General features: G+C 62.0%; 16 protein-coding genes. 7 read left to right on the forward strand and 9 right to left on the reverse strand.

Going from position 1 to position 25,880, the window contains the following annotated elements:
* Positions 1-43: 43 nt before the first annotated feature.
* Entirely contained in the window at positions 44-6,454 is a 6,411-nt protein-coding gene (locus tag DCO47_RS04740) for a non-ribosomal peptide synthetase (protein ID WP_116657591.1), read from the reverse strand.
* Between the two features lie 473 nt (positions 6,455-6,927).
* On the opposite strand from DCO47_RS04740, the gene DCO47_RS04745 reads away from it, so the two are divergent.
* The 4 genes from DCO47_RS04745 to DCO47_RS04760 all read left to right on the forward strand — a co-directional run bounded on the left by DCO47_RS04745 (position 6,928) and on the right by DCO47_RS04760 (position 10,399).
* Positions 6,928-7,722, forward strand: coding sequence for a helix-turn-helix transcriptional regulator (locus DCO47_RS04745; protein ID WP_042609568.1), 795 nt, complete (start codon positions 6,928-6,930; stop codon positions 7,720-7,722).
* Between the two features lie 23 nt (positions 7,723-7,745).
* On the forward strand, positions 7,746-9,158 hold the full coding sequence (locus tag DCO47_RS04750; RefSeq protein WP_305889187.1) for an efflux transporter outer membrane subunit: 1,413 nt from the start codon (positions 7,746-7,748) through the stop codon (positions 9,156-9,158).
* Between the two features lie 156 nt (positions 9,159-9,314).
* Positions 9,315-9,920: an SCO family protein gene (locus tag DCO47_RS04755; protein ID WP_016774221.1), complete on the forward strand. Its 606-nt coding sequence runs from the start codon at positions 9,315-9,317 to the stop codon at positions 9,918-9,920.
* A complete protein-coding gene (locus DCO47_RS04760) occupies positions 9,920-10,399 on the forward strand; it encodes a copper chaperone PCu(A)C (RefSeq protein WP_116657593.1) in 480 nt (159 codons plus the stop codon). The genes DCO47_RS04755 and DCO47_RS04760 overlap by 1 nt, the downstream gene beginning before the upstream one ends.
* 151 nt (positions 10,400-10,550) lie before the next feature.
* On the opposite strand, the gene DCO47_RS04765 is transcribed toward DCO47_RS04760, so the two are convergent.
* Positions 10,551-11,567, reverse strand: coding sequence for an ABC transporter substrate-binding protein (locus DCO47_RS04765; RefSeq protein ID WP_116657594.1), 1,017 nt, complete (start codon positions 11,565-11,567; stop codon positions 10,551-10,553).
* 328 nt (positions 11,568-11,895) lie between these two features.
* Here DCO47_RS04765 and DCO47_RS04770 point away from each other — a divergent pair, with 328 nt between their 5' ends.
* Together DCO47_RS04770 and katG are read left to right on the forward strand one after the other, a co-directional pair.
* A complete protein-coding gene (locus DCO47_RS04770; protein WP_116657610.1) occupies positions 11,896-14,106 on the forward strand; it encodes an LTA synthase family protein in 2,211 nt (736 codons plus the stop codon).
* Between the two features lie 220 nt (positions 14,107-14,326).
* Entirely contained in the window at positions 14,327-16,603 is a 2,277-nt protein-coding gene (gene katG / locus DCO47_RS04775) for a catalase/peroxidase HPI (RefSeq protein ID WP_116657595.1), read from the forward strand.
* Positions 16,604-16,869: 266 nt separating this feature from the next.
* Here the strand turns inward: katG and pepN are convergent, their stop codons facing one another.
* The 6 genes from pepN to DCO47_RS04805 are packed head-to-tail and all read right to left on the reverse strand — an operon-like array spanning position 16,870 to position 23,387.
* Positions 16,870-19,527 (reverse strand): aminopeptidase N, encoded by a 2,658-nt coding sequence (pepN, locus tag DCO47_RS04780; RefSeq protein ID WP_116657596.1) that lies wholly within the window; start codon positions 19,525-19,527, stop codon positions 16,870-16,872.
* 10 nt (positions 19,528-19,537) lie between these two features.
* Positions 19,538-20,368 carry a DUF2797 domain-containing protein gene (locus DCO47_RS04785; RefSeq protein ID WP_042609562.1) on the reverse strand — a complete coding sequence of 277 codons (831 nt, stop codon included), beginning with the start codon at positions 20,366-20,368 and terminating at the stop codon, positions 19,538-19,540.
* Entirely contained in the window at positions 20,365-20,625 is a 261-nt protein-coding gene (locus DCO47_RS04790; RefSeq protein ID WP_042609561.1) for a YeaC family protein, read from the reverse strand. The genes DCO47_RS04785 and DCO47_RS04790 overlap by 4 nt, the downstream gene beginning before the upstream one ends.
* Positions 20,626-20,659: 34 nt before the next feature.
* A complete protein-coding gene (locus DCO47_RS04795; RefSeq protein WP_116657597.1) occupies positions 20,660-21,529 on the reverse strand; it encodes a rhomboid family intramembrane serine protease in 870 nt (289 codons plus the stop codon).
* Positions 21,526-22,497 carry a metallophosphoesterase gene (locus tag DCO47_RS04800; protein WP_116657598.1) on the reverse strand — a complete coding sequence of 324 codons (972 nt, stop codon included), beginning with the start codon at positions 22,495-22,497 and terminating at the stop codon, positions 21,526-21,528. The genes DCO47_RS04795 and DCO47_RS04800 overlap by 4 nt, the downstream gene beginning before the upstream one ends.
* Entirely contained in the window at positions 22,497-23,387 is an 891-nt protein-coding gene (locus DCO47_RS04805) for an NAD(+) kinase (protein WP_041480619.1), read from the reverse strand. Before DCO47_RS04805 ends, DCO47_RS04800 begins: the two co-directional genes overlap by 1 nt.
* A gap of 114 nt (positions 23,388-23,501) precedes the next feature.
* Between DCO47_RS04805 and DCO47_RS04810 the strand changes: the two genes are divergently transcribed.
* Entirely contained in the window at positions 23,502-24,452 is a 951-nt protein-coding gene (locus tag DCO47_RS04810; RefSeq protein ID WP_064362002.1) for a DUF1853 family protein, read from the forward strand.
* A 106-nt stretch (positions 24,453-24,558) separates the two neighbouring features.
* Here the strand turns inward: DCO47_RS04810 and DCO47_RS04815 are convergent, their stop codons facing one another.
* The gene (locus tag DCO47_RS04815) at positions 24,559-25,842 is read right to left on the reverse strand and encodes an arsenic transporter (RefSeq protein ID WP_116657599.1); all 1,284 of its coding nucleotides are present in this window, start codon (positions 25,840-25,842) and stop codon (positions 24,559-24,561) included.
* Positions 25,843-25,880: the final 38 nt, after the last annotated feature.

Consider the following 25,880-nt stretch of genomic DNA (forward strand, 5'->3'; position numbering starts at 1 on the left):
GACAAGCCCCGCTCCGCACAGCAGCGCAGACGACCTGGCCCGGTCAGATCCGCCGCTTGCGGTTGAGCTGCGGAATGGTGGTGGGCGCGATGTCGACCTTGTGCGTCTGCCGCGAGGTCTGCGCCGCCAGTGCCGCCAGCGTCGGCTGACTGAACAGCGTGCGGGCGTCGACGTGCAGCCCGGCCTGACGCATGCGTGCCACCAGACTCACCGCCAGCAACGAATGCCCGCCCAACTCGAAGAAATTGTCGTTGCGCCCGATCTGCTCGATGCCCAGCGTCTCGGCCCAGACCCGCGCCACGGCCTGTTCGAGGTCGCCCTCGGGCGCCACGTAGGCGCGGCTGAGCAGGTGTTCGGCGCCGGGGGCCGGCAAGGCCTTGCGATCAACCTTGTCATTCGGCGTCAGTGGCATCGCCGCCAGCAGCACGAAGGCGGCTGGCACCATGTACTCGGGCAATTGCTGCAAGACATGCTCACGCAGCGCTTCGATGGCAGGCGCCGAGTGGCCTTCGCCCACGGTGAAATAGGCGACCAGGCGCTCATCGCGCACCAGCACCACGGCCTGGCGCACGGCAGCATGCTCGAGCAGCCGCGCTTCGATTTCTCCCGGTTCCAGACGCAGGCCGCGCAGTTTCAGCTGGAAGTCGGTGCGGCCGAGAAACTCGAGATTGCCGTCTGCCTGATAGCGCACCCGATCACCGCTGCGATACAAGCGATCACCCGCCACAAATGGGCTGTCGATGAAGCGTTCGGCCTGGACCTGCGGCAACTGGTGATAACCGCGGGCGACGCCAACGCCTGCGATGTGCAACTCGCCGCTGACGCCCAGTGGCACCGGCTGATCGTTGCGATCGAGCACATACAGCCGCGTGTTGCACAGTGCCTTGCCGATCGGGATGACCCGCTCGGGCAGCGGTTCATGGGGTTCGAGGGTCCAGGCGCTGCTGTCGACCGTGGTTTCGGTCGGGCCGTACACATTGTGCAGGCGCACCCACGGCAAGCGGTCGCGCACGGCACGGACCATGGCGATGGTCAGGTCGCCGCCGCCGCAGAACACGTCGGTGAGGCTGGTGCAGCTGCGGACGTCTTCCTGCTCGAGGAACTGCTGCAACAACGCCGGGACGAACTTGACCACGCTGATGCGCTGTTCACGAATCACTTGCGTGACGTAGGCCGAATCGCGGTTGCCGTCGGGGCGCGCCAGCACCAGGCGCAGACCGGCGCTCAACGGCCAGAAAATCTCCCATACCGAACTGTCGAAACTGAACGGCGCCTTTTGCAACAGCGCGCCGTCCTCGGTCGGCGGGCGGATCTGCGAGCCCCAGTGCATCAGGTTGCAGACACTGCGATGCTCGATCATCACGCCCTTGGGCGTGCCGGTAGAGCCCGAGGTATAGATCATGTAAGCCAGGTTCGCCGCACTCAGGTCCGCCACCTGCAGATTGTCGCTTGATGCCTCGTCCCAGGTGCTGCGGTCGAGGTCGACCACGGTTACATCCGTCTGCCCCAGCAGGTCGCGGGTCGCTGCATGGAGCAGCACTACCACCGGGGCACTGTCGCGCAACATGAATTCGAGACGCGCCAGCGGATAATCCGGGTCCAGCGGCACGTAGGCGCCACCGGCCTTGAGAATCGCCAGCAGGCCGATCACCAGCTCGAGACTGCGCTCGACACAGATCGCCACCCGCGCATCGGGTCCCACGCCTTGCTCACGCAGGTGACGGGCCAGACGGTTGGCCTGTTCGTTGAGTTCCCGCCAGCTCAGTTGTGCATCGCCGGCCTGCAACGCGATTGCATCCGGCCGGCGTTGCACCTGCTGCTCGAACAACACGTGCAGCGGTTGCTCGAGTGGGCAGTCAACTGCGGTGGCGTTGAAGCGGGTCAGCAACTGGTCGTGCTCCGCCGGTGACAGAATCGGCAGTCGGCTCAGCGGCAGATCCGAGTCATGCTCCAGTGCCTCGATCAGCCCGGCCAGGGCCGTGTGCATGTAGTCGCCGATACGGCGCGCGCCGATGCTGGTCACGGCTCTGGCGGTCAACTGCAAACCATCGCCGAAATCGTCGACGCTCAGGGTCAGCGGGTAGTTGGTGCGTTCTTCGTTGGCGAGGGTTTCGATGCCCTGCCACTGCGGCCCTTCTGCCTGGCCGAGCTGTCGCTCGCTGTGGCGATAGTTGAGCAGTGCGCTGAACAGCGGCATCGGCGCGACCACGCCGCTGCAGCGCTGGGCCAGTGCCAGCGATGCGTGTTCGTGCCCGAGCAAACCGGTCAAGCGCCGGTGGGTCGCCTGCACGGCGGTTCGCGCCGCAGCGTCGACATCGACGCGCAACGGCAAGGAATTGATGAACACCCCCAACGCACGATCAGCGCCGGCGCCGCCCTGCATGCGGCCCATCAACACCGTGCCGAACACCACGCGCTCCTGCCCCGAGGTTGCCGCCAGTACCCGCGCCCAGGCCAGATGAATCAGGCTGGCGACGCTGACACCGAGTCGGCGCGCCTGCTGGCGCAGTCGGCCATCCAGTTCGCTGGCCAGATGTTGCTGCGATTCTTCGATACCCCGGCCATCGCCTTGTACGTCGTGCAAACCGAACGGCAAGGTCGGCTCATCGATATCGCCGAGCATTTCACGGAAGAAGTCCTCATGTTCCGCTTCGCTGACGCCCAGCCGCGCTTGCGCCACATAATTGCGGTACGGCACCGCCGGCGGCAGAGGCTCGCGCAGTCCGGCGAGGCTGGCGGACATTTCTGCGCGCAGTACTTCAAGGGCTATGTGATCGAGCGCGAGGTGATGGAACAGCAACACGCCGACCAGCCGCGAGTTGCCGGGATCATGGGCAAACAGCAAGCGCAGCAGCGGTGCCTGACTGACGTCGAGGCGATAGCGCCGGGCATCGAAGCGCTGATGCAATTGCTCGAGAACGTCGCCCTGGGCAGGATCGATTTCGATCTCCTGCAGCGGCAGTTCGGCGTGGCGCAGCACCACTTGCACTGGCGTGACCAGCCCCTCCCAGACCACCGCGGTGCGCAGAATGTCGTGGCGCGCCATGACCGCACGCAAAGCGTCGGCGAAGGCCTCGACGCGCTCCAGACTGGCAAACGCCAGATGTGATTGCAGCAGGTACGGATCGCCCTGCGCGGCGGTGATGTGGTGATAAAGGATGCCGTCCTGCAACGGCGCCAGCGGGTAGATATCCTGCACGTTGGCCGCGCCTCCGGGCACGCTGGCGACAACGCGATCGAGAGTGGCCTGATCCAGCTCGATCAGCGCCAGCATGTCGGGGCTGATAGCGGTGCAACCGGCGGCAATGCGATTGGCCGGCACTTCGATTTCGCGCCCACTGCCAACGGCCGCCGCCAGTGCGGCGAGCGTCGGTTGGCCAAACAACACGCGCACATCACAAGTCATGCCGAGCTGACGCATACGTTCGATCAGGCTCACTGCCAGCAGCGAGTGCCCGCCCAGTTCGAAGAAATGGTCGTGGCGCCCGACTCGTGCTACTTGCAAAACCTCGGCCCAGATCTGCGCCAATGCGCTTTCCACTTCGCCTTGGGGCGCTTCATATTCACGGCGTATCAACGCTTCAGCGCCCGGGGCCGGCAAGGCCTTGCGGTCGATTTTGCCATTGGCGGTCAGCGGCATCGCCGGCACACGCACGTACGCCTGCGGCAGCAGGGCACTGGCCAAATGCGCTTGCAGAAAGGTGTGCAACTCAAGGACTTGCACCGGTCGGCGTTCGCTGAACCACGCCAGCAACTGGCCGTCCCGCGCCAGCACCACTGCCTCCTGAACCGCGTCATGGCGACTCAGCGCGGCCTCGACTTCGCCCGGTTCCACACGCACACCACGGATTTTCACCTGATCATCGCTGCGCCCCTGATATTCAAGGGTGCCGTCGGCGCGCCAGCGCACCAGATCGCCGCTGCGATACAGGCGCGCCGCCGGGTCAGTACTGAACGGGTCGCGCAGAAAGCGTTCGGCGGTCAGGTCCGGGCGATTCAGGTATCCCCGGGCAATACCGGCGCCGCCGACGTACAGCTCGCCGGTCACGCCGATCGGCAGTGGCCGCTGCTGTTGGTCGAGGACATGCACCGTGGCGTTGCTCACTGGTCGGCCGATATGCAGCGCTCGTCCTGGCTCGATTCTGCCGAACGTCGCGACCACAGTGGCCTCGGTCGGGCCGTAGTTGTTGATCACCTCGAATGACTGCGCACGATTGAACTGGCGTAGACGATCGCCGCCGATCAACAGGGTGCGCAGGGTCGGATGCTTGATTTTGCGGCTGAAGACATATTCGGCGACGGGCGTGGGCAGGAAACTCACATCCAGTGGTTGCGAACGCCACCAGGTCAGCAGCGCATCGATGTCTTCGCTGCCTTCACGGGCCGGTGCCAGATGCAGGGTCGCGCCAGCACACAGGGCCGGCCAGACTTCCCAGGCCATCGCGTCGAAGCCGAATCCGGCGAGGCTGGAGGTGTGCTGGCCGGGGCCGAGGCTGAAGGCCTGACAATGCCAGTCGATCAGATTGCCCAACGTGCGATGCTCGACCATTACGCCTTTGGGCAGGCCGGTGGAGCCGGAGGTGTAAATCACGTAGGCGAGGTTGTCCACGGTCACTCCCGCCACTACCGGGTCGGCCTCGTTGGCGGTCGGCCAATCAGGTTGATCAAGGGCAATCACCGGCACCTGCAGCAGCGGCAAGCGAGCGCGCAAATCACTGTGGATCAGCACGGCCAGCGGTGCGCTGTCCGTCAGCAAGTAGCTCAAACGCTCGCGCGGCTGCGCCGGGTCGATCGGCACATAAGCGGCGCCGGCCTTGAGCACAGCGAGCAGTCCCGCCAGCGTATCGAGCCCGCGCCGGGCGACCACGGCGACGCGATCATCGGGTTTTACCCCGAGTTCAAGCAAATGTCGGGCGAGGTCATTGGCTTGGCTGTTGAGTTGGCCATAGGTCAGTTGCTGCCCTTGATACACAGCAGCGATGGCGTCAGGGCGCTGGTCTGCTTGCGCGCTGAAACGCTGGGCAATGGTCTGGCCCTGCGGAAAATCCATCCGCGTGTCGTTCCATTGCTGCAACAGCTGCGCTTCGTCCGCGGTGCTCAGACAGAACTCTGCCGTCGACAGCGCCGGTTGCTCCAGCCCCTGCTCGAGAATCAACAGCAACCGTGCGCCCAGCGCTTCAACTTCCTGGGCATCGAAGTACGCCTGGTCGTAGACCAGATGCAGCCAGGCCTGAGCGTCGAAGCGATTGCTGCGCAGATGGATCGCCAGCGGTGTGGCTTCGTGGCCGTTGGAGACTTTGACGGTGCGCGCCGAGGCCGCGCCGTAGCGGTAATCGTGGTCGTCCTGCTCGTAGGACACCGATACTTCGAACAATTGGGCGCGGTCCTCGCGCAGCAAGCCGAGCGCGCGATTCATTTCACTCAGGGAAAACCGCTGATGGCGCAGATCCTGTTTCAGCTGCGCGGCGATGGCTTGCACCAACTGCGCAAATGGCAAGTCCCGAGCAAAATCCAGGCGCACCGCGCTGACCTGGGCGAACAGGCCGAGGGTGGTTTTGAAATGCGCACCGGAGCGGTTGAGAATCGGCAGGCCCGCCACCCAATCGTCGCGTTGCGCGGTGCGGCTGAAATACACGTGCAAGGCCGCCAAGAAAACATGAAACGCCGAAGCGCCATGCTGTCGCGCCGCTTGCTGCATGCGCTGATGCAGCAACGCGGGCATGACTTGCACATGTGCCTGCGCCGCTCGCGACACTTGGCCGGAATCCTGACGATGGCGCGGCAGGAGCAACGGCTCCGGCGGCGTCCGGTACTTGTCCAGCCAATAGGCGCGATCGCGGGCGTGCCGATCCGAACCCTGATAGCGCGCGTCGTCGGCAATGAAATCGACATAGGACGGCGCCGAAAGGGTCGCTGGTTGTCCCTCGCTCAGTGCACTGTAGATCTCGCCCAGCGACTTGAGCATCTGGCCAAAGCCCCAACCGTCGAGAATCAGGTGATGGGCCTGGGTCGCCAGCCAATGACGCTCTTCGTCCAGACGAATCAGACAGAAACGGAACAACGGCTCGCCGTCCAGGCGATAGACCTGCTGCATTTGCTGCTTTACCAACGCCTGCGCCGCCGCTTGCGCATCGTCCAGCGCCGATAGATCAAACAGCGGAACGGCCACCGGCATCGTCGAGGCGAAAGTTTGCAGGGGCATGCCATCGGCGCCGGCGCCCGGCAACAGGACGGTGCGTAACGCATCATTGTTGGCGACCAGCGATTGCAGCGCTGCCTGCATGACCGCTGGGTCTAGCGGGCCATTTAGCTCTACGTATCCGCCAATGTTGTACAGCGGCGAATCACCGCGACTGAGTTGATCGAGCCAGATATCTCGTTGGGCGGCGGTCAGCGCAAAGGTTTCGCGAGGCACGGACAGATCGTCCGCTGCGGGAGCAGAAGTAGGCTGCATAAGATCCATCTCATGTGATTTGCCGGATATTCAAGCATCGGCCCCGTTTACGGGATGACACCTGAAACCCGGACAAGCGCAACGCTTCCCTGCCCCACTCGCCCTGCCCCCCCGAACTCAGGCGCGCCACGCCCTGTTTGCTGAAGCAACGACTGAAAAATCTGTAGGAAAAACACCATTCCGAGGTAGCGCTTTTCGCTGGGCAGTCGACGCCGGGAAGACTTCATCTGCCGATAATCCGGGCGTTCGGCATGACTCATCAGTCACGCACGCCGATTGAGCGCAGCCGCCTGCCATCAGCATCTCAGCGGAAATAGTGGCACTTTGTGTCCCTGTTTTCCCCTACAGACGCAGGACAAATGCATAGGATTAAATTCCGCTGCAGCTCAGTTCAAGGAGAAATGATTGCGCGGTGACGTGTGCATGAACGGTAGACGAAGCGGTGATGACTCTGAACCAGGGATGAGAAGGATATGAATCTGACCGGCAGTATTCGCAACATGGAAAACCCGCACTTCTACTGGCAACTTGGAGAGTTGATAGCCAGCACCGGCGACGATCATTTCGCCAGCAACATGTTCCAGTTGGTCGACACGCTGGTGCCGGTCAACCGCCTCGACCTCAGTGAGTGGACGCTGGATGAGCGTCAGGCCAGCGTGGTCGAGATCAAACCGCTGGGCTGTGCAGGCCTGCCTTCGGCTGGCGAATGCCATGCAGCGATCGAGCGACCGGACGATCATCCGCTGTTGCAGAAAATGATCGAGATGAACGACTCACTGCTGATCCAGTTGAAAGCCTCCTTGCTGCCACGCCATCCGCAACACGGCGTGCACCAATGCAATCTGGTGTCACGCACGTCCAATCGCCGGTGTGTGATCTCGGTGTACCGGCCGCATACCCAGCGGGTGTTCTCCCTGCCGGAGCTGGCGTTTCTGAAAAGCCTGTCCGACACCTTGCTGCCGCTGATCGAGCGGCACGCGCAAATGACCCGACAAAGCCTCGCCCGCTTGCCTCGCCCGGCGCTGGCCGAGCTGGAGCAGGCGCCGCTGGCGCAGGTCTTCGATGAGCGGCTGGCGTTGAGCACCATTGTCCTGTCGGCCCGCGAGAAGGAAGTCTGTCTGGGTCTGCTGACCGGCGCTACCGTGCCGCAAATGGCGGAAAAACTGCGGGTCAAGAACAGCTCGATCGAGACGTATCTCAAGCGCGCCGCCGCCAAACTGGGTGTCAGCGGGCGACATGGCCTGGCGAAATGGATGGCCGGCGCTTGAACCCTTCTCGACCTTTACCGCATGTGCAGCCGAAACGCAGGTGTTCGAGCTTACGCCTTCCCCTACTGTGCACGGCTCTACTCATGGCCGGGTGTTCGCTGATCCCTGATTATGAGCGACCGCCGTCGCCAAGCGCCGCGCAGTACCCGGTGGCGACCCAGCCGACCACGAACCGCGAAGACTGGCACACGCTGTTCAACGACCCGGCCCTCAAGCAACTGATCGAAACCGCGCTGAGCAACAATCGCGACCTGCGCGTGGCAGCGCTGAATGTTCAAGCGTTTCAGGCGCAATACCGCATTCAGCGCGCCGACCTGCTGCCGGCGGTGTCGGCCAACGCCAACGAGTTGCGCCAGCGCCTGCCGTCCAGCGTCACCGGCGGCCCGGCGCAAATCACCTCGGCGTACACGGTCAATCTGGGCATCAGTGCTTATGAGCTGGATCTGTTCGGTCGGGTGCGCAGTCTCAGCGAACAAGCGTTGCAGAGCTGGCTCGCCACTGAGCAGGCGCGACGCAGTGCCGAGCTGAGTCTGGTGGCCAACGTTGCCAGTGCCTATCTGACCTGGCGCGCCGATCAGCAATTGCTGGAACTGAGCCGCGACACCCTCGCCGCGGACGAGCAGAGCCTGCACCTGACCACGCGCAACCGTGAGGCTGGCAAGTCTTCGGCGCTGGAACAGGCGCAGGCGCGGACCAGCGTCGACAGTTCGCGGGTCAATCTGGCGCGCTATCAGCGTCTGGTCGCCCAGGACCTGAACAGCCTGACCTTACTGGTGGGTGCGCCGGTACCCGAGCAATTGCCGGCGCTGCCACTGGCCCGTGAGCTGGTATCGCCGCTGCCGGCCGGGCTGCCGTCGGATCTGTTGCAACGGCGCCCGGACATTCTCCAGGCCGAATACCGGCTCAAAGCCGCCAACGCCAACATCGGCGCGGCGCGCGCAGCGTTTTTCCCCAGCGTGAGCCTGACCGCCAGTGCCGGCACCGCCAGTCGCGATCTCTCCGGGCTGTTCAGCGCAGGCTCCGGCGCGTGGACGTTCCAGCCGCAGATCAGCCTGCCGATCTTCAATGCCGGGAGCCTGCGGGCGAGTCTGGATTACGCGCGGCTGCAAAAAGACGTGGCCGTCGCCGAGTATGAAAAATCGATCCAGACGGCGTTTCAGGAAGTCGCCGACGGACTGGCGGCGCGCAGCACCTATGCGCAGCAACTGCAGGCCCAGCGCGATCTGGTGCAAGCCACGCAGGACTACTACAACCTGGCGCAGAACCGTTATCGCAACGGCGTCGACAGCAGCCTGACCTTTCTCGATGCGCAGCGTTCGCTGTTCACTTCGCAACAAGCCTTGATCAGCGACCGCCTCGCGCAACTGGTTGCAGAGGTCAATCTGTACACCGCGCTGGGCGGTGGCTGGCAGACGGAGGAGCCGGCGCTGCGCTGATCTTCGGTCATTTCTTCTTACACCTTTTGTCGCCCGATCCGGCACCGCGCGGCGATCGGCGGCCGGCGATCAGCCTCAGTTTGCTATCATGCGGCGCTTTTACGGTTAACCCCCCGCCAGTCCTGCCGACTTGCGGGCTGCAAAAGGCGGTATTAGATGACGGCTTTGTTGACTCGCCGCAAGGTACTTGCGGGAATGGGCGTGCTCGGGCTCGGCCTGCTCGCCGGTTGCGATACCCGTGGCCAACTGTCGTACAAGTACGGCAAGGATCTGAGCGACAAGATCCTCGGACGCACCTTCAAGCTGAAGAACCCTGAAGGCGAAACCATGTCGCTGTCGAGCTTTCGCGGGATGATGCCGATGATCTTTTTCGGCTTCACCCAATGCCCGGCCGTTTGCCCCACCACCCTGGCCCGCGCCGCGCAGATCAAGAAACTCATGGGCCGCGACGGCGACCGCCTGCAAGTGGTGTTCATCACCCTCGATCCCGAACGCGACACGCCGCAGATCCTCGACGCCTACGTCAAAGCCTTCGACCCGAGCTTCGTCGCGCTGTACGGCACGCTTGAGGAAACCAAGGCCACCGCCAAGGAATTCGACGTGTTCTACGAAAAAGTCCCGGCCGGCGACACCTACACCATCTCCCATACGTCCACCAGCTACGTCTACGACTCGCGTGGTGAGTTGCGCCTGGGCCTGTCCACTTCGCTGACAGCCCAAGAGTGCACTGAAGATTTGCTTACTGTTATGGAGGTCTGCTGATGCATCCCGTTTTGAATCACCTCAAACGCACCGTATGTGCACTGTCCCTGCTCGGCCTGGCCTTCCAGGCGTCCGCGCAGACCAAAGTCGACGACGCCTGGGTCCGTGCAACCGTGCCGACCCAGTCCGCCAGCGGCGCGTTCATGACCGTCACTGCCGACAGCGACAGCAAGCTGCTCAGCGTCGCCTCGCCAGTGGCCAAGGACGTGCAGATTCATGAGATGAGCATGAAGAACGACGTCATGACCATGGGCCCGGTGAAGTCGGTTGACCTGCCTGCCGGCAAAGCCGTGAGCTTCGACCCGAACGGCTACCACGTCATGCTGATGGGCCTGACCGGTCAGTTGAAGGAAGGCGACAGCGTGCCGTTGACGCTGACCGTGGAAAACGCCAAGGGCGAGAAAGAAATCATTGAGGTCAAAGCACCGGTTCGCGCGCTGACCAACATGGGCGGCCACGATCACAGCAAGATGCATTGATCGCTGACGGACATGCTATTCGCCTGACATAAAAACCGGTGGGAGCGAGCCTGCTCGCGATCACGGTGTGTCAGTCACGAAAATGTCGAATGACCTGACGCTTTCGCGAGCAGGCTCGCTCCCACAGTAGTGCCGGGTGATGCCCAATCCCTCAACTCCCCGCGCCACCATGCGCCTCTTCAAAGAAGTAATCCTTCCAGCTCGCCGCCTTGTTTTTCAACACACCCAGTTCCTGCAATTTCTCGGCATAGATGAACGTGCGTTGCGGTACGACGGTGAAGTCGATTTCCGGGTCTTTGACGATTTGCTCGACCAGGGCCAGCGGCAGTTTCGATTGTTCTACGCGGATATAGGCCTGGGCGGCGGCGGGTTTGTCGGCCTTGATGATTTTCTCGGCTTCAGCCAGTGCGTCGTAGAACGCCTTGTAGGTTTTCGGGTTTTCGTCGTGGAATTTTTCTGTGGTGTAGAGCACGTTGAACGTCGCCGGGCCGCCGAGGATGTCGTAGGAACTCAGCACTTTGTGCACGTTAGGGTTTTGCAGCGCTTGATACTGAAACGGTGGGCTGGAGAAATGCGAGTTGATTTCCGAGCCGCCGGCGATCAGTGCAGCGGTGGCGTCCGGGTGCGGCAGGCTGACCGAAATGTTATCGAATTTCTTGAACTGGTCGTCGCCGAATTCCTTGGCGGTTTCGATCTGCAGCGTGCGCGACTGGAAGCCTACGCCCGCGGCTGGCACGGCGATGCGGTCCTTGTCGCTGAAGTCCTTCAGGGTTTTGATGTTCGGGTTGTTGGTCAGCAGATAATTGGGCATCGAGCCCAGCGCGGCGATGGCTTTGACGTTCTGTTTGCCCTTGGTGCGGTCCCACACGGTGAGCATCGGCGGCACGCCGGCGGAGACCACGTCCAGCGCACCGGTCAGCAGCGCTTCGTTCATGGCGGTGGCGCCGGAAATGCTGTTCCAGTCGACCTTGATCTCCAGGCCCTGGGCCTTGCCATGTTTCTCGATCAGTTGTTGGTCGCGCACGACGTCGAGAATCAGGTAACCAATGCCGAATTGCTGGGCAATGCTGATCTTGCCTTCGGCCTGAGCGCCGCTAGTGAACAGCGCGCCCGCTGCCAGAGTAGCGGCCAACAGAGTCAGCGCGGAACGTTTGAACGGTGTGGCCATGACAACCTCGCAGCATGGGGGTGGGCTGAAAGGCCTGACTTTATAGCTATAAAAAATAGAAATTAAATATCTTTATCGCATATCGATAGCACTGAGCGGTTTGCTGTCTGTTGCGTGGATATCGCGAGAGGCGGACGGACTTACAACAGTCTGAAACAAAAAACTGCGCTGACTGTAAAGCCGCAATACGTCCAGAACCCTTGCCCGATCTGGGTCCACGACATTTAAAGGATCGCCAGCCGCAGGTTTAAAAAGCCGATCAGCCGGCCTGTCCTTGGTATCATCACCCACACTTTTTTGACCCTTTGATGACATGCAGGCCTTTTTTGTGAGTGCTCTTTTCAACTGGCTGCGGCGGCCGAATGCCCGCCTCCTGTCCTTGATCGTTTTGGTATTGATCGTACCGGTGTGCCTGCGCGCGGCGTTGGGCTGGTCGACACCGCTCGGCTTTTTGTCGGATCTGGCCGTCGGCAGTCTGCTGGTGGTAGCACTGCATCGTCGCGCCTGGTGGCTGGCCTTGCCGGTGCTGGTGTTCTGGGCGCTGCTGGCGATCGCCACGGCAGAACTGGTCAGCGCCGTCGGCCGCCTGCCGACGCCTTCGGATATTCATTATTTGATCGACCCGCAGTTCGTCGAGAATTCCACCGGCGGCGGACTTGCGCACCCTGCCCTGGCTTTCGCTTTGTTGGGGGCATTGAGTTTCTGGCTGCTCACTCAAGTGGCCGGACGTGGTCTGTCTCGTCCGGCACTGCCGCGCGCGTTCTGGGCCGCGCCAATGGTGTTGTTCGCCGCACACTGGGCTGCGCAAAACCTGTGGCCGAACGACGGCGACGCATGGCGCCTGTACAACCTGCCGCATCAACTGCTCGCCAGTGAAGTCGCCGACCTGCAGATCCAGGCCGAGGAATGGCTGGACGGTGACCTCGAAGAGCCGACGCCCGCAATGGCGGGGCTCACCGACGTCGACCTCAATGGCCAGAAGCTGCTGACCGCGCCGGGTCAGGCGCGCAACGTGTTGATCATCGCCCTGGAAGGCATTCCCGGCGCCTACATCCGTGCCAACCGCGAGGCGATCGGCAGTCATTATCAGGAAGACCTGATGCCCAACCTCAGCCGCTGGGCCGAGCGCGGCATGAACACACCGGATTACGTGCTGCACACCCATCAGACCATTCGCGGTCTGTACGCCATGCTCTGCGGTGACTACGACAAGCTCAACAACGGCACGCCCAAGGGCGTGGAAATGCTCACTCTCAACGAGCGCAATCAGGCCTGCCTGCCGGCGCAGCTGCGCGAGCACGGGTTCAGCACCCACTATTTACAGGGCGCTGGCCTGCGTTTCATGGCCAAAGACAAGATCATGCCGCACATCGGTTTCGATGCGACCCATGGCCTGGAATGGTTCAGCAACAGCAACTATCTGGAATTCCCGTGGGGCAAGGATGACAAGGCGTTTTTCGAGGGCGCGCTGGATTATGTCGGCCAACTGAAAAAGCACAAACAGCCGTGGATGCTCACGCTGCTGACAGTCGGCACCCACCAGCCCTACTCCGCACCGGACGATTATCTGCAGCGCTATGAGACGCCGAAGCAGGCCGCTGTCGGTTACCTCGACGATGCGCTGGACCAGTTTCTTTCGGGGCTGGAACGCCAGGGCATTCTGAAAGACACACTGGTGGTGATCACCTCGGATGAATCCCACGGAATCGACGGCGTGCGGCTGGCCTCTTCATGGGGTTTCAATCTGACGCTGGCACCGGAACAGGCGCAACTGCCGCGCCTGAATGCCGGGGTGTACGGCCACGTCGATCTGAGCACTTCGATCCTCGACTATTTCGACCTGCCTGTACCGACGGCGCTGAGCGGCCGGTCGCTGTTTCGCGACTACGATTCCGGGCGCGAAATCATGTCGTTCACTAACGGCAAACTGCGCTACCACAACGGTCAGGGCATTTTCTCCGAGTGCGACCTGCCGCGCCGCTGCCGCTATTACCAAAGCCCCGGCTTCATCGCCGAAAGCGCCACCTATAAAGGCACCTACAGCGGCCACCCGGCCCGGCAGATCGCCGCGCGCGCCGACGCCCTGGACCTGTCCTTGCTGCGCACGCCGCTCAACCATCGCTACCAGTTCGGCAGCAACAACATCATCCCTCTGCAAGCGCAGATCAAGGATGACTGGGCCGACAACCTGATTGGCGCGCAGTACCTGGAAATGCCCAAAGGCTCACACACCCGCGTACGCCTGACCGTGCGTTCGGTCGACCCGCAGCAGGCGGCGTACATTCAGCTCAAGGCCAAGGAGTTTGAACAGGACGTGCAACTGGGCCTGCCGGCAGAAATGGTCGCCACGGCGGATCAGCCACTGGAGATGGATTTCAGTTTCGACAACCCACAACCGCGCAAGGCCTTTTCGTTTCATTTGTTGGGGTATGGGAATGGCGCGGTCGAAGTCAGCGACTTCAGCGTCATCACCGAATTGCCTGGCCAGGACGACATCCTCGACGACGTGCCGGAGGACGACACCGCGCAATCGAGCTAACCCCTGTAGGAGCTGCCGAAGGCTGCGATCTTTGCTTTTGATTTATCGGTGAACAACAAGATCAAAAAAACGCAGCCTTCGGCAGCTCCTGCATGTGCGGCGAAAGAGTTTGCCTATCAGTGCCCAATAGTCGGGCTATTAGCCGAGTTGCCAACTCGGGTCTAGCCTTACCAGTCCGAAGTCGGCACGAGCCGGCCGCAGACCTGATAGGGATACGAACATGGCAAACGAATCGAAATGCCCGTTCAACCACGCCGCCGGTGGCGGTACGACGAACCGTGACTGGTGGCCGAACCAACTCAACCTCAAGATCCTCAGCCAGCATTCACCCAAGTCCGATCCGCTGGGCCAGGACTTCGACTACGCCAAAGCCTTCAAAAGCCTCGACTTCCAAGCGCTGAAACAAGACATCAGAGCGCTGATGACCGATTCCCAGGACTGGTGGCCAGCCGACTTCGGCCATTACGGCCCGTTGTTCGTGCGCATGGCGTGGCACAGCGCCGGGACCTATCGCACCGCCGATGGCCGGGGCGGTGCCGGTTCCGGTCAGCAACGCTTTGCGCCGCTCAATAGCTGGCCGGACAACGTCAGCCTCGACAAGGCCCGCCGCCTGCTCTGGCCGATCAAGCAAAAATACGGACGCAATATTTCCTGGGCCGACCTGATCGTGCTCACCGGCAACGTCGCCCTGGAATCCATGGGCTTCAAGACCTTCGGTTTCTCCGGCGGCCGCGCGGATGTCTGGGAACCGGATGAAGACGTTTATTGGGGCTCGGAAACCGAGTGGCTGGGCGGCGACAACCGTTATGGCAAGAGCAACGGCCCGGTGCAGGAACCCGGCGACGGCACACTGGTGGCTGAGCCCGACTTGCATGGCCGCGAAGAAAGCCGCACCGATCAGGGCGAACGCAATCTGGAAAGTCCCCTCGCCGCTGTGCAGATGGGCTTGATCTACGTGAACCCGGAAGGCCCGGAAGGCAACCCGGACCCGGTGGCCTCGGCCAAGGACATTCGCGAAACCTTCGGCCGCATGGCCATGAACGACGAAGAAACCGTGGCGCTGATTGCGGGCGGCCACGCGTTCGGCAAAACCCACGGCGCCGGCCCTGCCGACAATGTCGGTGCCGAACCGGAAGCGGCCGGCCTTGAACAACAAGGTCTGGGCTGGAAAAACGCCTTCGGCACCGGTAAAGGCGCGGACACCATCACCAGCGGCCTGGAAGTCACCTGGACCACCACGCCAACGCAGTGGAGCAACAACTATCTGGAAAACCTGTTTGGCTTCGAATGGGAGCTGAGCAAAAGCCCGGCGGGCGCCAATCAGTGGCAACCGAAAAACGGCGCCGGTGCCGGCACCGTTCCCCACGCTCACGATCCGAACAAGAAGCTCTCACCGACCATGCTCACCTCCGACCTGGCGCTGCGCTTCGATCCTGCCTATGAGCAGATCTCGCGGCGCTTCCTGGCCAATCCCGATCAGCTCGCCGACGCGTTCGCCCGCGCCTGGTACAAGCTGATCCATCGCGACATGGGGCCACTCTCTCGCTACCTCGGCCCGGAACTGCCGCAAGAGGAGTTGCTCTGGCAAGATCCGCTGCCCGACGTAACCCATGCGCTGATCGATGACAGCGACGCCACGGCGCTGAAGAACAAGGTGCTGGATTCAGGACTGTCGGTCTCGCAACTGGTCTCCACTGCGTGGGCGGCAGCGTCGACCTTCCGCGGCTCGGACAAGCGCGGCGGTGCCAACGGCGGGCGCTTGCGTCTGGCCCCACAGAAGTTCTGGCAGGCCAACCAGCCGGAGCAATTGGAGAAGGTGCTGAGCACACTCGAAGGCATTCAGAACGAGTTCAACAACGGCGCGGCCGGTGGCAAGAAGATCTCGCTGGCCGACTTGATTGTGCTGGCCGGCAATGCCGGGGTGGAGAAAGCCGCGCAAAACGCCGGGCATTCGGTGTCGGTGCCGTTCTCACCGGGCCGCGTCGATGCTTCGCAGGAGCAGACCGATGTCGAATCGTTCGGCTTCCTCGAACCGATCGCCGACGGTTTCCGCAATTACAGCAAAGGCAAATACACGGTTGCGGCGGAAACCCTGCTGATCGACAAGGCGCAATTGCTTACCCTCACGGCACCGGAAATGACCGTGCTACTGGGTGGTTTGCGGGTATTGAACACCAATGTTGGCCAGACCCGGCATGGCGTATTCACCGACAAACCCGAAGCGCTGAGCAATGACTTCTTCACCCACCTGCTGGACATGGGTGTGGAGTGGACGCCAACCTCGCGGGATGCCGACGAGTTCGAGGGTCGTGATCGCAAGACCGGAGCGGCGAAATGGACGGCGACGCGGGTCGATCTGGTGTTCGGCTCGAATGCGCAATTGCGCGCCTTGGCCGAGGTGTATGCCAGTTCCGACGCGAAGACGCAGTTCGTCAACGATTTCGTCAAGGCATGGACGAAGGTGATGAATCTGGATCGGTTTGATTTGCGTAAATAGCTGTTTCTTGTGCCAATGAAAATGCCGCTCGTTGAGCGGCATTTTTGTGTCTGCTTTGCCCTCTCCCAATGGGAGAGGGGGAAAGGGAGCCGATCGAGGGCTTTTCAGATCCTGAGTTCGACTCGGTAATTCCAGGTCGGCGGATAGAAAAAGGCACCTCGGTCAGTCCCCTCTCCCTCTGGGAGAGGGTTAGGGTGAGGGGCGGTGATCATCAAAATCAAAAGATCGCAGCCTCGTTTCACTCGACAGCTCCTACGGGATCGGGGTTACGCCAGGCTTTTGCTTACCACTTCGTACACGTCGCTGGACAACGCTCCGGACGCCAGAATCCGCTCCAGCTCACCCTTCATCAGCGCCTGACGCGCGCTGTCGTATTTGCGCCAGCGGGTCAGCGGCGCCAGTTGGCGTGAAGCGATCTGTGGGTTGAAGCCGTTCAGTTCGATCACCAGATCGGCGAGGAAGTGATAGCCGGAGCCGTCCGCCGCGTGGAAGTTGATCAGGTTCTGCCCGGCGAAGGCGCCGATCAGTGCGCGCACCTTGTTCGGGTTCTTGATGTTGAACGCCGGGTGCTGCATCAATGCCTTCACGCGCTCCAGCCCGCCTGGCAAGGTGCTGCCGGCCTGCACGCTGAACCACTGATCCATGACCAGCGGATTGTCCTTGAAGTGCTCGGCGAAACTGGCCAAAGCCGCGGCCTTCTGCTCTTCGAACGGCGAGTTGACCAGCACCGCCAGCGCGGTCAGGCGCTCAGTCATGTTGTCGGCCGTCTCGAACTGCTCCAGCGCCGCCGCCAGGACTTCCGGCTTGCCGCTGAGCATCAGGTACGACAGGGCAATATTCTGCAGCGCGCGTCGGGCGAAGTGCTCGGCCTCGGCTACGTACGGAGTCTTTTTCGACAGATCGCGGTTGGCCTGATAACGCAGCCACAGCGCTTCGAACAAGCCTTCGGCCAGTTGCTTGCGGGCAAATTCGCGCGCGACATGAATCGCCTCGACGTCGGCCACTTCGCTGATCTCGGTAAGATACGCCTCACCCGGCAACGAGAGCATTTCGGCGACCATCGCCTGATCCAGCGACTCGTCGGACAGCACCGTGCGCAGCGCCGACACCAGACGCGGATCGAGCGTCAGGCTCTCGCCCTTCTGATGCTGAGCGATCAGTTCCTGCAGCACTTGCACCGCCAATTGCTGACCGGCATCCCAGCGGTTGAAGCCGTCGCTGTCGTGCTGCATCAGGAACATCAGTTGATCGCGGTTGTACGGGAAGCTCAGTTTCACCGGCGCCGAGAAGCCACGCAGCAGCGATGGCAACGGCTGTTCGTTGATATCGATGAAAGTGAAGGTCTGTTCGGCTTCGGTGACCGAAATCACCCGAGTGGTGCCTTGTGCCGAGGCTTCGCCAGCCAGACGCAGGGCGATTTCGTTGCCCTGGCTGTCGAGCAGGCCGAGCTCGACCGGAATCACGAACGGTAGTTTTTCCACCTTGTCCGGAGTCGGCGGGCAGCTCTGGCGGAAGGTCAGGCTGTAGGTTTTCGCGGCGGCGTCATAGGACTCGGTCACTGCCAGACGTGGCGTGCCGGCCTGGCTGTACCAGCGCTTGAACTGGCTGAGGTCGACGCTATTGGCGTCTTCCATGGCCTTGACGAAATCGTCACAGGTCACGGCCTGACCATCGTGGCGTTCGAAATACAGATCGCTGCCCTTACGGAAACCTTCGGCACCGAGCAAGGTGTGGATCATGCCAACCACTTCCGAACCCTTTTCGTACACGGTCAGGGTGTAGAAGTTGGAAATCTCGATGAAGCTGTCCGGGCGCACGGCGTGGGCCATGGGGCCGGCATCTTCGGCGAACTGGTGGGTGCGCAGGTATGCCACGTCCTGAATGCGCTTGACCGTCGCCGAGTTCATGTCCGAGGAGAAACCGGCGTCGCGGAACACCGTGAAGCCTTCCTTGAGCGACAGCTGGAACCAGTCGCGGCAGGTCACGCGGTTGCCCGACCAGTTGTGGAAATATTCGTGGGCGACGATCGCCTCGACCCGCTGGTGCGCGGCGTCGGTGGCGGTTTCGGCGCGGGCCAGCACGGCGCTGGAGTTGAAGATGTTGAGGCCCTTGTTCTCCATCGCGCCCATGTTGAAATCGTTGACCGCGACGATCATGAAGATGTCCAGATCGTACTCGCGACCGTAGACCTCTTCATCCCAGCGCATGGATTTCTTCAGGCTGTTCATCGCGTGCTGGCACTTGTCGATGTTTTCCGGCTCGACGTAAATGCGCAGCGCGACATTGCGCTGGCTCATGGTGGTGAAGGTGTCTTCGACGCACCACAGATCACCGGCGACCAGCGCAAACAGGTACGCCGGTTTCTTGAACGGATCTTCCCAGGTCGCCCAGTGCCGGCCGTCTTCGCCGGGGCCGGAAGCGATCGGGTTACCGTTGGAGAGCAACACCGGGTAGCTGTGCTGTTCGGCCACCACTGTGGTGGTGAACTTGCTCATCACGTCCGGGCGGTCGAGGTAATAGGTGATCTTGCGGAAGCCTTCGGCCTCGCACTGGGTGCAGAACATCGTGCCGGACTTGTACAGGCCTTCCAGCGCGGTATTGGTTTCCGGGTGGATGCGCACGCTGGTGTCGAGCGTGAACGTTTCGCTGGTTGGCTGCAGGGTCAGGTGGCTGTCGGAGACTTGATAGTCGGCAGCGCTCAGCTCCTGGTCCGCCAGCGTCACCGAGATCAGCTCCAGTTGCTGGCCGTCGAGCACCAGTGGCGGCAAGCCGGCACCGCGCTCAGGGTTGCGGCGCATCACCAGTTGCGCGTGAACCAGGCTGTGGTCCTCGAACAACTCGAAGGTCAGGTGCGTTTCGTCGATCAGGTACTCGGGCGCCTGATAGTCCTTGAGGTAAATCATCTTCGGTTGTTCGGTGCGCATGCTGGAATCCTTATTGATGCACGGCGAGCTGGTAGGCCGTGTATTTACGAATGTTGATCACGCCGGTGTCGAAGATCAGGTACTGGCCCTTGATCCCCAGCAGCGTGCCTTCGGCAATCGGGTTCTTGTCCAGGTTGAAGCTGACGATTTTCGCCGGGTATTGTTCGACGGGATAGCGGATTTCCAGCGGTTCGACATCGGCAATCGTCTGAATTGCCTGTAGGCCGAATCGCTCCTGCAAACCTTGCAGGCCTTCGGCGCAGCTTTCGAACAACTGATCGCGCACCTGCGCCAGATCCACCGCCGCCGCATCGCCCTTGAGCAATGCGCGCCAGTTGGTCTTGTCCGCCACCTGACTGCGGAACAGGTCTTCGACAAACCCCGATTGCTGGCGCGTCGACACGCGCATGATCGGCAGCGCCTGACTCGCGCCCTGATCGAGCCAGCGGGTCGGCAACTGCGTAGCTCGGGTGATGCCAACCTTGATGCCTGACGAATTGGCCAGGTAAACCACATGGTCGGTCATGCAGAATTTCTCGCCCCACTCCGGATCGCGGCAGGTGCCGGCGTCGAAATGGCAGCGCTCGGGGCTCATGATGCACAGGTCGCATTGCGCCAGTTTGGTCATGCACGGGTAGCAATAGCCCTGACTGAAACTGGTTTTGGTCCTGCGCCCGCAATGGCTGCAATGGATCGCGCCCAGGAACTCCAGACGCAGCGTGCTGCCGATCAACGGATTGACCGGCACCTCGACGTCATCCAGACGAAACGCGTACTGCACGTTCGGCCCGTCCAGGCGCGCCGACATTTTGCTGATTGCACCGCGGCCAATCTCGATCAATGGATGGCATCCGACTTGAACAGGATGTTCGGCACTTCGATCGACTTCGACGCACACTCTTGCGGGCCCATGTAACCGGTGCGCTGGTCTTCCGGCAGGTTCTGGATTTCCCAGGCGATCATCGCCTGCAACGACAGCTCGCGCTGCTCGGCGGTGAGTTTGTTGCCGTCCGACCATTTGCCGATTTCCACGGCCAGTTTCAGGCTCTCGTAGATGTCCGGGGTGATGTTGCTGATCATGTCGTTGAAAGAGGACATCAGGGTCTCCGTGCTCTTTACTGAAGCAAAAATTTTAGACGGCCAGTTTACGGCGGTTATACAAACCGCCCAACAAACCGGTGAAGCATCCGATGAGTAACCCGCTCAGGTGCGCGGCGTTGGCGATCTGGCCGAAACCGATCAGCGAGACCAGCCCGGACATGCACACCACCAGCCACACCAGCATCATCACCAGCACCCCGCGCGGCAGGCGATAGGCCGGGTTCGGCGCCAGCAACTGGAAGATCCAGCAATGCCCGAGCAAACCGTAGAGCACGCCGGACAGCCCACCAAACAGGCTCGGGCCGCTCCAGACGAACTGCGCGTAGTTGGAGACCAGACTGAACAGCAGCGTCAGGCCGATCAGGTTGATGCTGCCCTGGCGCGACTCGATGCGCCGCCCCAGCTCCCAGTACCACATGCCGTTCATGGCCAGATGGAGGATGCCGAAGTGGATCAGCATCGGCGTGATCAGCCGCCACCACTGCCCTGCTGCCAGACTGTCGGCCAGCGGCGTGAAGTGGATGTACTCGCCGATCACGCGGAAATCGAGGAAGGTCAGCCAGCGCAGCGTTTCCAGATTTTCGCCGAGAAAGGTCAGACCGCCGACGATCAGGCTCAACAGCAGAATGAATCCGGTGGCCCTGGCGTGTTTCAGCTGTTCGGCAAAACCCGGCCTTTTGAAGGTCTGGCCCACAGGCATGTCCAGTTGCTGATCCGGGTCGCCGGCCGGAAAGCGCTCGTACAGCGAACGCACGTCCTCGCTGATCTCCTCCGGCGCCCACAGCACCTGCTCGCCCGCTTCTTCGCTGACCCGATGGGGCACTTGCATGCGTTGCAGCAGCATGACGAAGCCGCTCAAATCCACCGCCAACGGCAGGCGCAATACCGCTACCGCACTCATTGCAGCACCTCCGGCCGCTCGACATCGACCCAGACGAATTTTTGCGGATCCAGGCGCGTTTCCTGATCCAGACGATAGGCCACCAGTTTGCCGTAGAGCACGGCGCTGTAATCCAGGCACGCGAGGTTCGGGCGGATCGGCGCCGGTTTGCCGCTGCGCCAGTAGTGGCCGACGAACAGCAACGGCTCGTCGACGCCGTAGCGCAGCAGGGAATTCTTTTCAGTGGACGTCAGCGGCGTCTGCGCGACAGGTTCGGGCAGTGCATCGGGCTGGAACACGATATCGCCGTAGGTTTTCGGGTCGTCTTCCCAGAACTTGGTGCGGAAGAACGAACGCACCAGACCGTCGCCGCTGGTCATGGTCAGGCCGCCTGGCAGGCGCATATCGGTGCCACGCAGCAAACGGTCGAACACGGTGCAGGCGAAACTGCCGGGAACGGCCGACGCCTGGAGGAAATGCTCATCGACGCAGCCGTCGGGGAACAACGCCTGCAGCGGCTCGATCAAGCCGGCATCCCAGCAGGCGTGGACGACGCGGAAGCGTCCGGCATCGACGAACAGCGGCAGCTCGTAGAACCACTGCTGGAAGTCATGCCAGTCGCCCGGATGGTTTTCGAATTGCGTCAGGGTTTCCTGCAGCAGGCGCGCATGGCGCTTGGTGTGTTCGCGCACGAACTGCTTGCCGCTGCCCGGTGGCGCCGGAGTCACCCAACCGAGCGCGTTGAATTCATGGTTGCCCATGATGCACAGCGCCTGCCCCGCCTCGACCATGTCGTGGACGATATGCAGCGCCTCGCGAATCCGCGGGCCACGGTCGATGATGTCGCCGACGAACACCGCCATGCGTGAAGGATGGCGCCAGACCCCGCCCTGCTTGTGATAACCGAGACGGTCCAGCAAGTGTTCGAGGGTCAGAGCGCATCCGTGCACGTCACCGATCAGGTCGTAACTGCGCGCGGGATCGAGCATCAGTCGCCTCCACCCCCCAGCTTGCTGCCCCAGCCAAGCTTGGTCCGGCACACCTCGTAGTAGTTGTGATCGAGCGGATGAATCAGGCGCAGTTTCTGCGCTTTCTTGCTCACGGTAATGGTGTCGCCCGGTGCGCAGGTAAAGTGGTTCTGGCCGTCGCAGGAGACCTGCGGGTAGATCTGCATATCTTTGGACACGACGATTTTCAGCTCACTGTTGCCATCGACCACGATTGGCCGTCCCGACAAGGTATGGGGGTACATCGGCACAATCACAATAGCGTCGAGCTTGGGATGCATGATCGGCCCGCCGGCAGACAACGCGTAGGCAGTGGACCCGGTGGGCGTGGCGACGATCAGGCCGTCGGCCTTCTGGCTGCAGACGAACTGGCCGTCGATGTACAACTCGAACTCGATCATCCGCGTCGATTTGCCCGGGTGCAGCACCACATCGTTGAGGGCATCGCCCTGCCCGATGGCCTCGCCATGGCGACGCACTTCGGCTTGCAGCAGGAAGCGGTTTTCCACCAGATAGTGGCCGTCGAGCACTTCGGCGACCTTGATTTCCAGCTCGTCCGGGCGAATATCAGTGAGGAAGCCAAGGCTGCCACGGTTGATGCCCAGAACCGGAATATTGTGCCTGGCCAGCGCCCGCGCGGCGCCGAGCAGGCTGCCGTCACCGCCGACGACGATGACCATGTCGCAGACTTCGCCGAGCATCTTGCGCGACGAGGTTTGCAGGCCGTGGCCCGGCAGGACTTCAGCGATGGTGTCTTCGAGGATCACATGCAGGTGACGGTCGAGCAGAAAGCGTTTCAGTCGGCGGACGGTATCCAGCACCTGGGAACTGCCAAGGCGACCGATGATGCCGATATTACGAAATTGCTCCATGGGACCTCTGCGGACAATCGAAAACGCGAAAACCCGATTATGGGCGAAAGCGCCAGATAGACAAAATCCTTTCAGCCTCAAGGGTGGGCTCAGGTTTAAGGCTATGCTCGCAAGATGATCCTGTTTCCCGATTTGCTTCAACTGCCCCATCAATTACGCCATCCCGAAGTGCGGGACCTGGCGTGGGTGATCCTCGCGCCGCCGATGCTCGCCGACACGCCGTGGCCGCAGCGTCATCCGCTGGCCGGCAGCGACTGGGTGCACGACCCGCAGCGTCTCGAACACTGGTTGCGTCAGCTCGACCGCGACAGTTACGGCCTGCTGCAATGGCTATCCCAGGCGCGCACCCGGCGTCTGGGCCTGTATTACGAACGCCTGTGGCAGTTCGCCGTGGAGCACGCACCGGGCATTGACCTGATCGCCGCCAACCTGCCGATCCGCCGCGCCGGGCACACCCTCGGCGAACTGGACATGCTGCTGCGTGACCGCGACGGCGTGCACCATCTGGAACTGGCGATCAAGCTCTACCTCGGACCGCAGGCTGGCGATGGCCGCGATCCGGCGCAGTGGCTCGGGCCAGGCTGCCATGACCGGCTGGATCGCAAACTGGCGCATCTGGCCGAGCATCAATTACCGATCTCGGCGCGTCCGGAAAGCCGCGAAGTGCTGGCGGCACTGGATATCGAAACCTTCAGCGCGCAATTGTGGCTGGGCGGTTATCTGCTGTATCCGTGGCCGGGGCAGGCCGACTCACCGAACGGCGCCCATCCGCAACATCTGCGTGGCAGTTGGCTGCATCAGCAGGACTGGCCGGCGTTTGTCGCGCAACGTCCGCCAGGACGCTGGCAACCCCTGCCCCGCCACGCCTGGCTGGCGCCGGCGCACTACCCGGCGGATCAGGTCTGGGCGGATGAGCATTTGCGTTTGTGGCTGCAAGACTTGCCAGCGCTGGCCCCGGCGCAATTGATGGTGCGCCTGACCGAGAATGCCCAGGGCGAATGGGAAGAGGCGGAGCGGTTGTTTCTGGTGGCGGATCTCTGGCCGAATGTCCCCGGCCAAGCCTGAGATCTGTGGTGTCTGTGCCACCGCCATCGCGAGCAGGCTCACTCCTACAGGGGAACGCATTTCAAATTGTAGGAGTGAGCCTGCTCGCGATTGGGGTCAGCCCGGTCTACAGCGAAAGCCGCAAAGCCAATGCCGCCAACGTCACCAGCAACACCGGTACGGTCAACACAATTCCGACACGGAAGTAATAGCCCCAGCCAATATGGATGCCCTTGCGCTCCAGCACATGCAGCCACAACAAGGTCGCCAGACTGCCGATCGGGGTGATCTTCGGCCCCAGGTCGCTGCCAATCACGTTGGCATAGATCATCGCCTCCTTGATCACCCCGCTGGCCTGACTCGCGTCGATCGACAGCAAGCCGATCAGCACGGTCGGCAGGTTGTTCATGATCGACGACAACAGCGCCGTCAAAACCCCGGTGCCCATGGCCGCACCCCACACGCCGTGGCCGGCGAATACGTCCAGCCACCCGGCGAGGTAACTGGTGAGTCCGGCATTGCGCAGGCCGTACACCACCAGGTACATGCCCAGGGAGAAAATCACGATCTGCCACGGTGCTTCTTTCATCACTTTGCGCGTGGAGATCTTGTGGCCGCGCGCGGCGATACCCAGCAGCAGCGCGGCGCACACCGCGGAAATGGCGCTGATCGGAATGCCCAGCGGTTCGAGGGCGAAGCAGCCGATCAAGAGGATCACCAGCACCGCCCAACCGGCTTGGAACGTCGCCTTGTCGTGGATCGCAGTGCTCGGGTTTTCCAGTTGCTCAGGGTCGTAGGACGCAGGAATGTCGCGGCGAAAGAACCACAGCAACATGCCCAACGTCGCCGCAACGCTGACGAAATTGACCGGCACCATCACCGCGGCATAGCGGTTGAAGCCGATATTGAAGAAGTCCGCGGAAACGATGTTAACCAGGTTCGACACCACCAGCGGCAGGCTCGCCGTATCGGCGATAAACCCGGCGCCCATGACGAAGGCCAGGGTCGCCGCTGGCGAGAATCGCAGCGCCAGCAGCATTGAAATCACGATCGGCGTGAGAATCAGCGCCGCGCCGTCATTGGCGAACAGCGCCGAGACCAACGCGCCGAGCAGCACCATGAAGGCAAACAGCTTGCGCCCACTGCCCCGCCCCCAACGCGCCACATGCAGCGCCGCCCAATTGAAAAAGCCGGCCTCGTCGAGCAGCAGGCTGATGATGATCAGTGCGACGAAGGTGCCGGTGGCGTTCCAGATGATCTGCCAGACCAGCGGAATATCCGTGAGATGAACGACGCCGAAGATCAACGCCAGCACGGCGCCCAGCGTTGCACTCCAGCCGACGCCGAGGCCTTTGGGTTGCCAGATGACGAGGGTGATGGTCAGCAGGAAAATCAGTGACGCAGCGAGCATTCGCAGAAGCCTTCATGAAAAGTCTGATAGACAAAACT

This window comes from Pseudomonas sp. NDM (assembly GCF_003105095.1).
GTDB lineage: Bacteria > Pseudomonadota > Gammaproteobacteria > Pseudomonadales > Pseudomonadaceae > Aquipseudomonas > Aquipseudomonas moraviensis_A.